Genomic DNA, 14,248 nt, shown 5'->3' with positions numbered 1-14,248 from the left:
TTTACGCCTCAGAGTTCGGGAGCGATAAGATCGGCGACAGCGCCATCGGTGTGGAGCTTTGCACCGGTCATTGCCTGCAAATCCTCAAATGTCATGCCCGGCAATTTCTCCCTCAGCACGAAGTGTCCGTCTTTTACATCAACCACGGCATGGCTGGTGTAGATCCGCGTGATGCAGGCAACACCGGTCAGAGGAAAGGCGCATTTTTCAACCAGCTTCGGCTCGCCTTTCTTCGTCACATGCTCGGTAATGACGAAGACCTGCTTGGCGCCGTGAACCAGATCCATTGCGCCGCCAACGGCGGGCACGCCTTTCGATCCGACGCGCCAATTGGCGAGATCGCCATTCTGCGCAACCTGATAGGCGCCGAGGATGGCAACATCCAGATGACCGCCGCGAACCATCGCAAAACTGTCGGCATGATGGAAGAAAGCTGCACCGGGTTTCAGGGTGACGGCTTTCTTGCCGGCATTGATGAGGTCCCAGTCTTCCTCGCCTTCCGGCGGCGCCTCTCCAAAATTCAGAACGCCGTTTTCGGTATGGAAAATCGCTTCGCGGCCGGGTGGCTGATAACGGGCAACCATTTCCGGAAAGCCGATCCCCAGATTGACATAGGCACCATCGGCAATGTCCTGCGCTGCGCGCCATGCGATCTGTGCGTTGGAAAGCTTGATGTCTTCAAAGGTGTTGAGAGCGATTGTATCGGTCATACGTAGGCCACTCCTGCGCGGATCAGGACTTCTTCCTGCTGTGGATCTGCTATCTCGACGACGCCATCGACGAATATGCCGGGCGTAACCACCTGTTCCGGATCGATTTCGCCGGCGGGCAGAAGCCGGGAAACCTGCGCTATCGTGGTCTTGGCGGCCATGCACATCAGCGGATTGAAGTTGCGACCGGCCTTTCGGTAGGTCAGGTTGCCGTGCGTGTCGCCCAGATGCGCCTTTACGATCGCAAAATCCGCTTTCAGCCAGCGCTCCTGCACGTAAGGCCGACCATCGAATTCGGCAATCGGCTTGCCTTCGGCAAGCTCGGTACCATAGGCGGTTGGCGTGTAGAAAGCGGGAATTCCAGCGCCGCCTGCACGGATGCGCTCTGCCAGCGTGCCCTGCGGCACTAGTTCCAGTTCGATCTGGCCGGCGAGATAGCGGTCGGTAAAGGCACGTGGATCGGATGAGCGCGGGAAGGAGCAAATCATCTTGGCGACCATGCCGGCATCGATCATCGCGGCAATGCCGATACGACCGTTGCCCGCATTGTTGTTGATGACGGTGAGGTTCTTTGATCCCTTGTCGATCAGCGCATGGATGAGTTCGATTGGTGCACCGGAGCCCCCGAAGCCACCAATCATCACCGTTGCGCCGTCACCGATCGCAGAGACAGCATCCGCTGCGCTCTTGATTGTCTTGTCCATGAAGCCCTCCTCGACGGCCCTCTGTCTGCTCAGCATTGGCAAAGAGGTAAAGCCGAACAGCGCTCGACTGCAACTGGTTTGTGCGTTATATAAACTTTGTTCGTATATCGCACATTTGAGAGGCTGGAAATGGTGAGTGAACGCGACCTGATGGGTGGACTTGCCAAGGGGCTGAAAGTGATTGAAGCGTTCAGCGCCGAACATCCGCGCCTTTCGATTTCACAGGCGGCTGAAATTGCAGCTCTTGATCGGGCCACCACCCGCCGATGTCTCTTAACCTTGGCGGAGCTTGGCTATGCCGCTTACGACGGCAAATATTTCACCGTCACGCCCAAGGTGCTGCGGCTTGGAACAGGCTGCCTGGCAACCATGCCACTTCCGCGCATCGTCCAGCCCCTGCTGGACGATTTGTCGATACGGATCGAACAGAGCACCTCGGTATCCATCCTCGACGAAACGGAAATCGTCTATGTCGCCCGAGCGGCGCAGCGCAGGGTCATGTCCATTGCCCTTATGCCCGGCTCCCGCCTTCCTGCCTATTGTACCTCCATGGGCCGTGTGGCGCTTGCCGCGCTGGATGCTGAAAAACGCAGAGTCTTGCTGGAAAAGTCTCATCTGGATGCACGGACGGAAAGAACGATCACGGATATTGATGCGCTGATGGCCGAGCTTGAGGCGACGAGTGCACGGGGCTACGCCATTATCGATCAGGAAGTCGAGATCGGCCTGCGTTCGATTGCCGTTCCGTTGCAAAACCTGCGTGGGCAAACCGTTGCAGCGTTGAATGTCGGCTTGTCGGTGACCTCGGCCAGCATGGAAGATCTGGTAAACACCTATCTGCCGCCGCTTCTGGACGTTCAGGCGGATCTGCGCAGAATGCTGGTTTAAGCCTCGGTCGAAGGCGTGGCCGCGAACTTCGATTGCTCCGCGCTGCGCCATGCACCCGGCGTCATGCCTGTTTCCCTGACAAAAAACCTTGAGAAATAGGACGGGTCGACAAATCCCAAACCCGTTGCCACCATCTGCACCGTCGAGACCGTGAAAAGCAGCTCTTGCTGGGCGATTTCCAGCTGTCTTCGGGCGATGAGGCGTTGGAGGCTTGTTCCGCATTGCTGCCTGACGAGGCGGTTGAGGTGCGTCTGAGACATGCCGAGTTGCTGCGCGTAAAAGGCAGCACTCTTGTGGTCCCGAATATGACGTTCGATGAGGTTGAGCAGCATCTCGAACCGATTGCCGTTTCGGTCCGTTCCCGTTTGCTGAGCGGATGCCCTGTCGATCCGACAGAGATGCGCGATGAGGCTTGCAATCTGTCCCTCGATCATGGCGTCCCGGGCCAGGCGATTGCCTGCAAATTCCTGGGAGATCAATTCACAAGCCTTGACGACCTCTCCAAGTGCATCATGGCCTTCAAGCGGGATGAGAACCGGGCGCGCCAGATGCTGGCGCGTGACCGTCTGCAACAGTGTCGATAGCGCAGAGGGAATAAGCGTGATGATGAGCCCCGCTATGTCCTTGGAAAAGCGGAACCCATGTTCGAAGCCCGGCGGCACGATGATGACGGCTGGCGGCTGAATGGGCGTTACTGCGCCTTCCAGCGTGGCATCACCGTCGCCACCCGAAATATAGAGTATCTGGAGGAAGCTCTCATGCCTGTGCAGGCCGATTTCGAAGCGGTGCAGACTGCTGCGTGAGAACAGGGTTTCGCAGTGAAAACGGAACAGGCTCTGTGGTCCGGTGCTCTCACCATAGAGCTTGTCTCTGGACATTTGCGCTACCCTGCACTTCAAATCATGGTCGGATAGTGCAATTTCTGCTCTGAAATGTCCATTGAAACCACGCTCCGTGGCCGTCATTTCTGCTCCTGGGAGTGTTGTGCAGGAGGGTTTAATGCGCACGAAAGTCGTTATCATCGGTTCCGGCCCGTCGGGTCTGCTGTTGGGTCAGATCCTGACCCGCGCCGGAGTGAGCAACGTCATCATTGATCGCGTTGGCAAGGAATACATTCTCGGGAGAGTTCGCGCCGGGGTGCTGGAAGAGGGGCTGGTAAAGCTTCTTGAAAATGCCGGCGTCGCAGACAGACTCCATAAGGAAGGCCTGCCGCATGACGGCTTCTCGCTTGCCTTTGACGGTCGCGATCACCGCATCGATCTCTTTGATCTGACAGGTGGACAGCGTGTCATGGTTTACGGCCAGACGGAAGTGACCCACGACCTGATGGACGCCCGTGAGCGTGATGGTTCGTTGACCATCTATGATGCGGAAAACGTTCAGCCGCATGATTTTTCCGGCAAGAAGCCCTATGTCACCTATCAGAAGGACAGCGTAACGCATCGCATCGATTGTGATTTCATCGCGGGCTGCGATGGCTTCCACGGTGTCAGCCGGAAAGCTGTCCCACAGGGTGCCATTCGTGAATATGAGCGTGTCTATCCCTTCGGTTGGCTGGGTATTCTGGCAGAGGTGCCGCCGGTCAATCATGAACTGATCTATGCGAACCATCCGCGCGGATTTGCTCTGTGTTCCATGCGCTCCAACACGCGCAGCCGCTATTACGTGCAGTGCCCGCTGGATGACAAGATCGAGGACTGGAGCGACGACCGCTTCTGGGACGAGATCCGGCGTCGCCTGCCAGCCCATCACGCAGAAGCAATGAAGACTGCGCCATCCTTTGAAAAGTCGATCGCGCCTCTGCGTTCCTTCGTTGCAGAACCCATGCGATTCGGCAGCCTGTTCCTGGCTGGAGATGCAGCGCATATCGTACCGCCCACCGGTGCAAAGGGTCTCAACCTCGCCGCCAGTGACGTTCACTACCTCAGCCAGGGCTTGATCGAATATTACAATGAAGGCTCGCAGGCCGGACTTGATGCCTATTCGGGACGCGCATTGGACAGAGTGTGGAAAGCGGTTCGCTTCTCCTGGTGGATGACGACAATGATGCACCGTTTCCCGGATACGGGCGACTTCGGCCAGAAGATCCAGGAAGCCGAACTCGATTACCTCGTGCATTCCCGTGCCGCAGCGACGTCGCTGGCCGAAAACTACGTGGGTCTGCCCTACTAGGTTTTTGCGGATGCAAGCGATTCCGCGGTTTCGCGGATCGTTTGCATCAACAGAAGAAGCGGAAGCGATGGTTGCGTATCGGCGCGCATGGTCAGGCCGACTGGGCCGCTTGTGTCGCCCGTGTCGAGCGGTAGAACCACCAGCGTGCCATCGGCAATATCCGCAGCCACGACGCCTTCTGAAATAATCCAGATGGCGTCGCTGTTTCGCAAGAACGCCCTGCCAAACGCATCGGATACGGTTTCAATACGTTTGGGCAAGGCGCCCACGCCGCGGGCGATCAGAAATTGCTCGACGACCGGGCCGATGACGGAGTTGCGCGTCGGCGTCAAAATCGGAAACTCGCTTAGCCTTTCGTAGATAGCTGTTCCTTCGCGCAACAGTGGATGGTTGGCGCGGACGACGAAGCGTACTTTTTCGGAATAGAGATGTTCGAAGGAAAAGCCGGTCATTTTCTCGGGCGCGGCCAGACGTCCGACAACGAGGTCGAGTTCTCCCACCCGCAATTGTTCGAGCAAAACCGCGTTTTCGCCCGTGACAATCTTGACCGTGCTGCCCGTATCTTCCCGCAGGAAAGTGCTCATCACGTCAGGCATGATCCTGACGGATACGGTCGGGAGCGCGCCTATCCGGACGGGTGTCCCGGTATTTGCGGCATCTTGCGACACGGAATCGACCGCCTGCCTCAAGGCGGTCATCGTCGCACCGGCGTGCTTGAGAAAGATTTCGCCGTAACGGCTCAGCTTGATACCCCGACCGTCGCGCTCGAAAAGTGCCACTCCAAGCACGTCTTCCAATTCCCTGATGGTCTTCGTCACCGCCGGTTGGCTTATATGCAAGGAGGCAGCGGCCCTGACGACGCTTTTCTGTCGTGCGATCTCGACGAAAGTCTGGATATGACGAAATTTGACCCGGGTATCGACCATATTTTATAATCTGTGAGTTATGGATGATTGCAATAATCTCATTTTACTTAACCGGATCGACATTGCAATATCGTTGTCAGGAGGAAGCGCCATGCAATTTCTGATGTCTGGCTCTCAGACTATTCATTACAAGACAGTCGGCCTTGATGGCAAAAGACCCGTCATTGTCTTCATCAATTCGCTCGGTACGGATTTCCGCATCTGGGAGCAGGTGATGGCGGAACTTGGCGATTCATACGCCTATGTCCTGCACGACAAGCGCGGGCATGGCCTGTCGGATACCGAAAATACGCCTTACAGCATCGATGATCATGTTGATGATATCGAAGCCTTGCTGGCGCATCTGTCCGTGCGACGTGCCATCATATGGGGCCTGTCCATCGGAGGGTTGATCGCGCAGCGGCTATGCGACCGTCGATCCGACCTGGTAAGCGCGCTCGTGCTCAGCAATACCGCGCACAAGATTGGGACTCCTGCGATGTGGAATGACCGTATCGCCAAGGTGGAGCAGGACGGACTCTTCGCCATGGTCGATGGTGTCATGGAGCGGTGGTTCACTCCGGCTTTCCGCTCGCCAGACAATGCCGCCTATCTGGGCGCGAAAAACATGCTCGCCCGTCAGGATGCCCGGGGTTATGCGGGAAGCTGTGCTGCCATACGCGACGCCGACTATACGCAGGTCGTCGCGACATTCGATGTGCCGACCCTTTGCGTTGCCGGTGATGGCGACGGGTCTACGCCCCCGGAGCTTGTTGCAACGCTTTCCTCGCTCATTCCCGGCAGTCGGTTGGAGGTCATCAAGGGCTGCGGTCACATTCCCTGTGTCGAGCAGCCTTCCGCCTACGCGGCTGCTGTCGATACATTCCTGAAATCATTGCCGGAGCTTTGACCCATGGCCGATGCCAACAAGACAAACAGGTTCGAGGGCGGGATGAAGACCCGTCGTGAGGTCCTTGGAAATGCCCATGTGGATCGCGCGCAGGCTGCCTCGACACCCTTCGACCAACCGTTTCAAACGCTGATCACCGAGTCCGCATGGGGTACAGTCTGGGCAGGGAGCCACTGGACCAAGCGAGAGCGTTCGATGGTCACCATCGCACTGCTTGCCGCGCTCGGACATGATGAGGAGGTGGCCATGCATGTTCGTGCCACCGCAAACACCGGCGCGACCGAAGAAGATATTCGCGAAGCTTTGATGCATGTCGCGATATATGCGGGTGTTCCCGCAGCCAACCACGCTTTCAAGATTGCGAAGAACGCACTTGCCGAGATGCGAGCCGCCTCTTCGCGTGAGGAGGAGAAGAAATGACCAACAGACCGCCAGAAACCGGACCATTTTTTGCCAGAGATCGCAGCATTCACCCGCCAGCCTATGCCCCGGCGTATAAAACCTCGATCCTGCGGTCGCCGCAGCGGGCGCTGATCTCGCTGGAAGGTACCAAAAGCGAAATTACCGGCCCAGTCTTCGGCCACAATATGCTCAATCCGTTGGATAACGACCTTATCCTCAATTACGCCCGTCCGGGTGAAATGCCGATCGGACCCAGAATCCTCGTGCACGGACGTGTTCTGGACGAACGGGGCAGGGGTGTCGATGGGGCGCTGGTAGAGTTCTGGCAGGCAAATGCCGGCGGACGCTACCGTCACAAAAAGGAAACCTACCTGGCTGCCGTCGATCCGAATTTCGGCGGTGTCGGTCGCACGATCACTGACGCCGATGGCAATTACTGGTTCAAGACGATTTTGCCTGGTGCCTATCCATGGCCCAATGGTGTCAACGACTGGCGCCCGGCGCATATTCACTTTTCCATTTTTGGTCACGGTTTTGCCCAGCGTCTGATCACGCAGATGTATTTCGAGGGTGACCCGATGATCTGGCAGTGTCCAATTGTGAAAACGATCCCGGACAAGGCGGCCATTGAGCGGCTTGTCGCTGCTCTCGACATGAACGCGGCCCTTCCGATGGACATGCGCGCCTACAAATTCGACATTGTTCTAAGAGGACGCCGTTCCACCCTGTTTGAAAATCGCATGGAGGGCAACTGAGATGGTTCAACCGCTTCACTACCTTAAGGAAAGCGCTTCCCAGACCGCTGGTCCCTATGTCCACATCGGTTGCACGCCGAATTTCGTGGGTATCGAAGGCATCTTCTCGGAAGATCTGGGTTCCGGCGCGCTCTACAATGCCAATGCAAAGGGCGAGCGGATCTCCATCCGTGGCACAGTTTACGATGGCGGCGGCAATCCTCTCAAGGACGCTTTGATCGAAATCTGGCAATCGGACGCGCAGGGTCTCTACAACAGCCCTAGCGAAACGCGTGGCGCTGCCGATCCAAATTTCAGGGGCTGGGGCCGCTCGCCGGGCAACATGGAGACCGGTGAGTTCATCTTCGAGACGATCAAGCCTGGAAAAGTGCCGTTCAATAATGGCGAGTGGATGGCTCCGCACATCACCTTCTGGGTCGTGGCACGTGGCATCAATATCGGCCTTCAGACCCGCATGTATTTTCCGGAAGAGGCAGACGCAAATGCTGTCGATCCGGTTCTGGCCCGGGTGGAGCATAAACCAAGGCTTGCAACCTTGATCGCGAAGAAGGAAGAAGGAAACATCTATCGCTTCGACATCCATCTTCAAGGTGATGCCGAAACAGTCTTCTTCGATATTTGAGATCACAATGAGCTTTTCCCCTTTTGAACATCCGGTGCTGCGCGGCCTTTTCGGTGATGCGGAGATCGCAGAACTGTTCTCTGCAGAGGCCGACGTTGCGGCAATGCTGCGGTTTGAAACCGCACTTGCCGCCGCGCAGGCCTCAGCCGGCATCATTTCAGAAGGGGAGGCCGCCAGTATTTCTCAAGGACTGGCCAAGGTTGATATCGATTACGCCGCGCTTCGGAATGGCGTAGCGAAAGATGGTGTCGTCATTCCCGAGCTAGTTCGTCAGTTGCGGGCAGCCGTCGAAAAAACTGTCGCACCAAAGGTGCATTTCGGCGCAACCAGTCAGGATGTCATCGATACGAGCCTGATGCTGCGCCTCAAGGCTGCCGCGTTCATCCTCGGCACACGGCTGTCGTCCTGCATCGCCGGCATGGAGGGGCTGATCAAACGCGACGGCTCCAAGCCCTTGATGGGCTATACAAGAATGCAGGCAGCAATACCGATTACGGTTGCGGACAGGGTCGTCAGCTGGCAGGCGCCGCTGTGCCGACATGAAGAGCGGCTGCATCTGCTCCTCGAAAAGAACTTCGCAATCCAGCTGGGTGGCGCTGCAGGAACACTGGATTCCCTGGGTGATAAAGCCGCAGATGTTCGCGCGGAACTCGCCAGAAGGCTTGACCTGGCAGAAAGCGTCCAGTGGCATAGCCAGCGCGATGGCATTGCTGATTTCGCCCATTTTCTGACGCTTGTTACCGGCACGCTTGGCAAGTTCGGCCAGGACATTGCGCTACTTGCTCAAACCGGCTCCGGCATTCGCCTTTCGGGCGGTGGTGGTTCGTCGGCCATGCCGCACAAGCAAAATCCCGTTGTGGCGGAAACGCTGGTGGCGCTTGCTCGCTTCAACGCGGTGCAGGTTTCTGCAATACATCAAGCCATGGTGCATGAGCAGGAAAGATCCGGTGCGGCGTGGATGCTGGAATGGCTGGTCTTACCGCAAATGGTGGCCGCTACGGGTAGCGCGCTTCTGTCGGCGGAGCGCCTCATATTGCAGATTGAAGCCCTGGGCAGCTGATCGGCTTCCTCCCACATCTGCAGATTTTTTAGGAACCATTCTCCAAAGGGCACGTTCATTTGGCAGGAGAGCCACCGTGTCAAACGGACATGATGGCGCTGGAGAACATCAGGATTTTTCCGTTTTCTTCTGATGGCCAACGAAATGGCAGACGAGCTTCTTACCCATCCGGTGCGCTCTCCGACACAAGTTCCTTCCGCCCAAGGAGACCACGATGGAAAAGACCGAAACGCGCAAGCTTGCGGAAGAATATATGCTGCTTGGCGGTACGCGTCAGGTGATGATCGACGATAACAAGACCTTCATCCGCCAATACGAAAACGAGCCCGACGAAGCCGAGCGCTTCTGGCAGGAACGCATAGCCAGCCTTGAGCAGGCACGCAGGGAGGATGTCGAATTCTTCCTTCCATCCGTCAATTCAGACGAAGCGAATTGATATTCCAGACAATCAAGCAAAGGAGAAAGCCATGACAGCTATCAACGCTGCTAAAATCGTGATTCTTGCAACAGACGGTTACGAACGTTCCGAACTTCGGGTGCCCTACGAGGAACTGAAGAAGAAGGGCGCTGACGTGAAGATCGCGTCGCTCGAAAACGGCGAAATCAAGAGCTGGGACGAGAAGGACTGGGGCGACAGCATTAAGGTCGATATGTTGGCAAAGGACGTCAACATCGAAGATTTCGATGCTCTGGTACTGCCCGGCGGCCAGATCAACCCCGACGTTTTGCGTGCCAGCGATGACGCCATGCGCGTCGTTCGCCAGTTCGTCAAATCCGGCAAGGTCGTCGCAGCCATCTGCCACGCACCTTGGTTGCTGATTGAAGCTGATGCCGTCAAGGGCCGTCAGGTCACATCCTACGGCTCCATCAAGACGGACGTCATGAACGCCGGCGGTCTGTGGAAGGACGAGAAGGTGGTTACCGACAAGGGCATCATCACTTCGCGCTCGCCAGATGACCTCGATGCATTCGTTGCAAAAATTGTCGAAGAGGTTGAAGAGGGCCGCCACGAGCGCCACGCAGCCTGATCCGGCACAAGAGTTAGAAAGGCCGCCATCCTCTGGCGGCCTTTTTTATGCGTTGGTGGGGGCCATCATGGTGCCTGTTGTTCCATGAGTTCGCGTCCGATCAGCATTCTGCGAATTTCCGATGTGCCCGCGCCAATCTCCATCAGCTTGGCGTCGCGGAACATTCGGCTGACCGGCGTTTCATTCATAAACCCCGTTCCACCCATGGCCTGCACGGCCTGATGCGCGACGACCATCGCCTGTTCCGATGCGTAGAGTACGCAGGCTGCAGCATCCTGTCTGGTTACCCTGCCTGCGTCGCAGGCGCGGGCGACTTCATACATATAGGCACGCGCGGTATTGAGCGCGGTATACATGTCCGCGATCTTGCCCTGCATGAGCTGAAAACTGCCGATGCTCTGCCCAAACTGTTTCCTGCTTTTAAGATAGGGCATGATTTCGTCCAGACAGGCCGCCATGATCCCTGTGCCGATGCCGGAAAGAACGACGCGCTCGTAATCCAGCCCTGACATCAAGACGCGAACGCCCTTGCCCTCTTGGCCAAGGACATTTTCGATGGGGACTTCGACATTGTCGAAAACCAGCTCGGCGGTATTCGACCCGCGCATTCCAAGCTTGTCGAAATGCGGACTGGTCGAAAAACCCTTCATGGTCCTTTCAACGATAAAGGCGGTGATGCCGCGGCTGCCTGCGCCGGGGTCGGTTTTTGCGTAGACCACCAGCGTGTCGGCATCCGGCCCGTTTGTAATCCAGTATTTCGTCCCATTCAGCCGGAAATAATCCCCGTGTTTCTCGGCGCGCAAAGCCATTGAAACCACGTCGGAGCCCGAACCCGCTTCCGACATTGCCAAAGCACCCACATGAGCGCCTGAAACAAGCTTGGGAAGATATCGTTGCCTCTGGTTGTCGTTACCGTTGAGTTTGATCTGGTTGACGCAAAGATTTGAGTGCGCGCCATAACTCAGGCTTACGGATGCCGAGGCGCGGGCAATCTCTTCGACAGCGACCGTGTGGGCCAGATACCCCATGTCAGCTCCGCCATAGGCCTCCGGCACCGTTATGCCCAAAAGCCCGAGCTCGCCCATCTCTTCCCAAAGCTCGTGCGGGAAGAGATTTGCCTTGTCTATGCCAGCCGCAAGTGGCTTGACGCGGTCCTGCGCGAAGCGGTGCACGACATCGCGCAATGCGCCGATGTCTTCACCCAAGTCAAAGCTCATCGCGTTGACGAACATGCATGGTTCCTCCCAGTTTATCGAGCCTGCCGATCACTCTCCCCAGTGATCGAAAGGCCAGTCGTTGGCAAAAGCGCTCCTGCGGTCCGCCTGCTCTACGCTATCCGAAGTGAGTATGATCTCGAGGTGCCCATTTGTCGCCACCGCCGGGATATATCTAACGTCAGAGCTTACGCGGAATCACGCAAACGTCACTGTTTGAATCGATTATATTCGCCTATCAGAATTCGTTGAACATAATTAGGAGCTATGCAAAAGCGTTTTGCCACTATTTCGCCTTATTTGCGTCACGATTGCGTCCATTTTCTCCCGTCAATCGACCTAATTTACAGACGAGATTAATTTTTCTTCATAAAAATACAGACATTCCTTGTCATTTTGAGTGTGCGTCGCCGCAATTTTATTGCGGTGCACAATGGTCCAATATGCTTAAAATGCGTCCCTTATGTCGTCTAAGCACTGCAAATATGCATGGCTCTATAGAATGCTATAAGATTAAATGAGTTTTAATTGAGCATCGAATACATGCCAAAACCTAAACAAGGTGTGAGGGTTTCGCTAGAACCACGGTGTTGTTCTTCAGTAGATCGGTTTTTATACTGAATTCACTTCTTTTGTGAGTATTTCTGGTTGCCTCACCCAAAAGAACTAAGGCGGCACGCCTCACAAAAAATTCAAAAGCACCAAATTGTCGTCACAGCATTGCTATCTGATGATACTCGAAATGACGCGCCCAACGGGTACCGACCATCGCAAAACATAAATGGAGTCCTCTCTATGAAGTCCGCGACTCGATCGGCTGTTTCGCCGCTTAGTAGCTCAGATGAATTCGATGTGAGCTTTCCGATCGGAGGAATCGCTAAACGCAGCTTTGACGTTTCGTCAGCACTGCTAGCACTCCTCGTACTTAGCCCGATCTTCTTGATGATCATGGCTTTGGTTAAATTCACCGACCGCGGTCCGGCCTTCTATGGTCATCGCCGCGTCGGGCACAACGGACGTATGTTCCATTGCCTCAAGTTCCGCACCATGGTGATGAACGGCGATGAAGTCCTGCGACACTATCTTGCTGCCAATCCAGAAGCAGCGGAAGAGTGGAAGACGACACGCAAGCTCAAGAACGATCCTCGGGTAACATCGATCGGATCTGTCTTGCGCAAGCTGAGCCTGGACGAGTTGCCACAGCTCATCAACATCATTCGTGGTGAGATGAGTGTCGTGGGTCCTCGTCCTGTCGTTGATGAAGAGCTGAACTATTACGAAAGTGCAGCTTCTTATTATCTCAGCACCCGTCCGGGCCTGACCGGCCTGTGGCAGATCAGTGGTCGTAACGACGTGTCCTACAAGGAACGCGTGGACTTCGATACGCAATATGTGCGCAACTGGTCCATGATGCAGGACGTGTCCATCATCGTTAAAACCATTCCGGCTGTGTGCATGTCACGCGGCAGCTATTGAACCAAATTCATAGTTCGGCGTTTTGTGGCATTAAGTTATTGCGGCCGCCATTGGGTGGCATTTGCGACCAGCCTTAAAAGCTGGTCGTAAATCGGCTGTAACGACAGCTGTAATTATGGAGTTCAATATGGTTGGCGTTGCCACCGGTTTTTCATTGAATCTTGCCCTGCGCAAAATTCCTGCGCTTGTTATCGCGGCCACGCTGGTCGCAACCTCACCCTTGAGTGCCTTTGCTCAGCAGGACAAGCAATACAGGCTGGGCACCGCAGACAAGCTGCGTATCCGTGTTGCAGAATGGCAGCCTGCAGATGGTACCATCCGCAACTGGGAAGCCATCAACGGCGATTATTCTGTTGGCGCTTCCGGGTCCCTTTCGCTACCTTTCATCGGCGAGCTCGATGTCGCTGGCAAAACGGCCGGTGAAGTCGGCTCCGAAATCGGGGCACAGCTTCAGAGCAAGTTTGCCCTTCGCAATCTTCCCTCAGCCTCCGTCGAGGTCTCACAATTCCGACCCGTCTTCCTGACCGGCGATGTCCAGACGCCGGGCGAATATCCCTATGCGCCTAATCTCACGGTATTGAAGGCAGTCAGCCTTTCTGGTGGCCTGCGCCGTTCCGAGGCTGGGCAGCGTTTTGCTCGCGATTTCATCAATGCCCGTGGCGACGCTGTTGTCTACGATGACCAGCGCGGGCGTCTTCTTGCACGCCAAGCCCGTCTGCGCGCCGAGGTCAGGGGTGACAAGGAAATCACCAAGACACCTGAACTGGAAAAGATTCTCAACATTGATGCGCTTCTTGAGAGCGAAACTGCTCTCATGAAATCCCGGACGGAGCGCTATACGCTTCAGTTGAAAGCCTTGACGGATCTCCGGCAGCTTCTGGAAACAGAAGTCGAATCCCTTCAGAAAAAGGCCGAAACTCAAAACAGACAGTTGCAGCTGGCCAATGAGGACCGCGAAAAGGTCAACCGGCTGAATGAACAGGGTCTCGCGCTCGCACAACGTCGGATTTCAGCCGAGGAACGTGCCGCAGAAGTTGAATCCACACTCCTCGATATCGATACGTCGGCGCTGCGCGCCAAGCAGGATATAAACAAGGCGACCCAGGACGAAATCAACCTGCGCAACGATTGGGACGCCCAGCGTTCCAAGGAATTGCAGGACACTGAGGCGGAACTGCAGAAGTTGAACCTTCAGCTGGGCACCAGCCGGGAGCTGATGTCTGAAGCTCTGGCGCAATCTGCCGAGGCGCTACGCTTCGATCCTTCGGGCAAGTCTGCCAGCATCAGCTATGTCATCGTGCGTGAAGAAGATGGCAAGGCGAAGGAAATCAAGGCTGATGAAAACACGCCGATTCAGCCTGGCGACGTAATCAAGGTGTCATCAGATGTTCTGATGCAGTGA

The 14,248-nt window shown here is 56.0% G+C and carries 16 protein-coding genes; 11 read left to right on the top strand and 5 right to left on the bottom strand.

Features of this window, described 5'->3' with window-relative positions:
* Positions 1 to 8 precede the first annotated feature (8 nt).
* Both ASF69_RS13170 and ASF69_RS13165 read right to left on the bottom strand, forming a co-directional pair.
* Positions 9 to 698 (bottom strand): CoA transferase subunit B, encoded by a 690-nt coding sequence (locus ASF69_RS13170; protein ID WP_200939087.1) that lies wholly within the window; start codon positions 696 to 698, stop codon positions 9 to 11.
* An 8-nt stretch (positions 699 to 706) separates the two neighbouring features.
* Complete coding sequence (locus ASF69_RS13165) at positions 707 to 1,414, bottom strand: 3-oxoacid CoA-transferase subunit A (RefSeq protein WP_062588156.1); 708 nt, start codon at positions 1,412 to 1,414, stop codon at positions 707 to 709.
* 129 nt (positions 1,415 to 1,543) lie between these two features.
* Between ASF69_RS13165 and ASF69_RS13160 the strand changes: the two genes are divergently transcribed.
* A complete protein-coding gene (locus ASF69_RS13160) occupies positions 1,544 to 2,302 on the top strand; it encodes an IclR family transcriptional regulator C-terminal domain-containing protein (protein ID WP_062588155.1) in 759 nt (252 codons plus the stop codon).
* Here the strand turns inward: ASF69_RS13160 and ASF69_RS13155 are convergent.
* Positions 2,299 to 3,180: a helix-turn-helix domain-containing protein gene (locus ASF69_RS13155; RefSeq protein WP_062588426.1), complete on the bottom strand. Its 882-nt coding sequence runs from the start codon at positions 3,178 to 3,180 to the stop codon at positions 2,299 to 2,301. The genes ASF69_RS13160 and ASF69_RS13155 overlap by 4 nt on opposite strands.
* Before the next feature lie 121 nt (positions 3,181 to 3,301).
* On the opposite strand from ASF69_RS13155, the gene pobA reads away from it, so the two are divergent.
* Complete coding sequence (gene pobA, locus ASF69_RS13150) at positions 3,302 to 4,474, top strand: 4-hydroxybenzoate 3-monooxygenase (protein ID WP_062588153.1); 1,173 nt, start codon at positions 3,302 to 3,304, stop codon at positions 4,472 to 4,474.
* Here pobA and pcaQ read toward each other — a convergent pair.
* Complete coding sequence (gene pcaQ, locus ASF69_RS13145) at positions 4,471 to 5,400, bottom strand: pca operon transcription factor PcaQ (protein ID WP_062588151.1); 930 nt, start codon at positions 5,398 to 5,400, stop codon at positions 4,471 to 4,473. The genes pobA and pcaQ overlap by 4 nt on opposite strands.
* A gap of 91 nt (positions 5,401 to 5,491) precedes the next feature.
* On the opposite strand from pcaQ, the gene pcaD reads away from it, so the two are divergent.
* The 7 genes from pcaD (at position 5,492) to ASF69_RS13110 (ending at position 10,156) form a co-directional block, all read left to right on the top strand.
* On the top strand, positions 5,492 to 6,289 hold the full coding sequence (gene pcaD, locus ASF69_RS13140; RefSeq protein WP_062588149.1) for a 3-oxoadipate enol-lactonase: 798 nt from the start codon (positions 5,492 to 5,494) through the stop codon (positions 6,287 to 6,289).
* Positions 6,290 to 6,292: 3 nt separating this feature from the next.
* The gene (pcaC, locus tag ASF69_RS13135; protein WP_062588147.1) at positions 6,293 to 6,709 is read left to right on the top strand and encodes a 4-carboxymuconolactone decarboxylase; all 417 of its coding nucleotides are present in this window, start codon (positions 6,293 to 6,295) and stop codon (positions 6,707 to 6,709) included.
* Positions 6,706 to 7,446 carry a protocatechuate 3,4-dioxygenase subunit beta gene (gene pcaH, locus ASF69_RS13130; RefSeq protein WP_062588145.1) on the top strand — a complete coding sequence of 247 codons (741 nt, stop codon included), beginning with the start codon at positions 6,706 to 6,708 and terminating at the stop codon, positions 7,444 to 7,446. The genes pcaC and pcaH overlap by 4 nt, the downstream gene beginning before the upstream one ends.
* A gap of 1 nt (position 7,447) precedes the next feature.
* On the top strand, positions 7,448 to 8,068 hold the full coding sequence (gene pcaG / locus ASF69_RS13125; protein WP_062588144.1) for a protocatechuate 3,4-dioxygenase subunit alpha: 621 nt from the start codon (positions 7,448 to 7,450) through the stop codon (positions 8,066 to 8,068).
* Between the two features lie 7 nt (positions 8,069 to 8,075).
* Positions 8,076 to 9,128: a 3-carboxy-cis,cis-muconate cycloisomerase gene (locus tag ASF69_RS13120; protein WP_062588142.1), complete on the top strand. Its 1,053-nt coding sequence runs from the start codon at positions 8,076 to 8,078 to the stop codon at positions 9,126 to 9,128.
* 214 nt (positions 9,129 to 9,342) lie between these two features.
* On the top strand, positions 9,343 to 9,564 hold the full coding sequence (locus tag ASF69_RS13115) for a hypothetical protein (RefSeq protein ID WP_062588141.1): 222 nt from the start codon (positions 9,343 to 9,345) through the stop codon (positions 9,562 to 9,564).
* Positions 9,565 to 9,595: 31 nt separating this feature from the next.
* On the top strand, positions 9,596 to 10,156 hold the full coding sequence (locus tag ASF69_RS13110; RefSeq protein WP_062588139.1) for a type 1 glutamine amidotransferase domain-containing protein: 561 nt from the start codon (positions 9,596 to 9,598) through the stop codon (positions 10,154 to 10,156).
* A 65-nt stretch (positions 10,157 to 10,221) separates the two neighbouring features.
* On the opposite strand, the gene ASF69_RS13105 is transcribed toward ASF69_RS13110, so the two are convergent.
* The gene (locus tag ASF69_RS13105) at positions 10,222 to 11,388 is read right to left on the bottom strand and encodes an isovaleryl-CoA dehydrogenase (RefSeq protein ID WP_062588138.1); all 1,167 of its coding nucleotides are present in this window, start codon (positions 11,386 to 11,388) and stop codon (positions 10,222 to 10,224) included.
* 777 nt (positions 11,389 to 12,165) lie between these two features.
* Between ASF69_RS13105 and ASF69_RS13100 the strand changes: the two genes are divergently transcribed.
* Both ASF69_RS13100 and ASF69_RS13095 read left to right on the top strand, forming a co-directional pair.
* Entirely contained in the window at positions 12,166 to 12,846 is a 681-nt protein-coding gene (locus ASF69_RS13100) for a sugar transferase (RefSeq protein ID WP_062588136.1), read from the top strand.
* 127 nt (positions 12,847 to 12,973) lie between these two features.
* Entirely contained in the window at positions 12,974 to 14,248 is a 1,275-nt protein-coding gene (locus ASF69_RS13095) for a polysaccharide biosynthesis/export family protein (protein ID WP_062588424.1), read from the top strand.

The sequence above is a fragment of the Rhizobium sp. Leaf311 genome, assembly GCF_001423445.1.
In the GTDB taxonomy this organism is placed as follows: domain Bacteria; phylum Pseudomonadota; class Alphaproteobacteria; order Rhizobiales; family Rhizobiaceae; genus Agrobacterium.
Note: the sequence above shows the minus strand (reverse complement) of the source record. Positions and strands in the feature narration are given on the sequence as shown.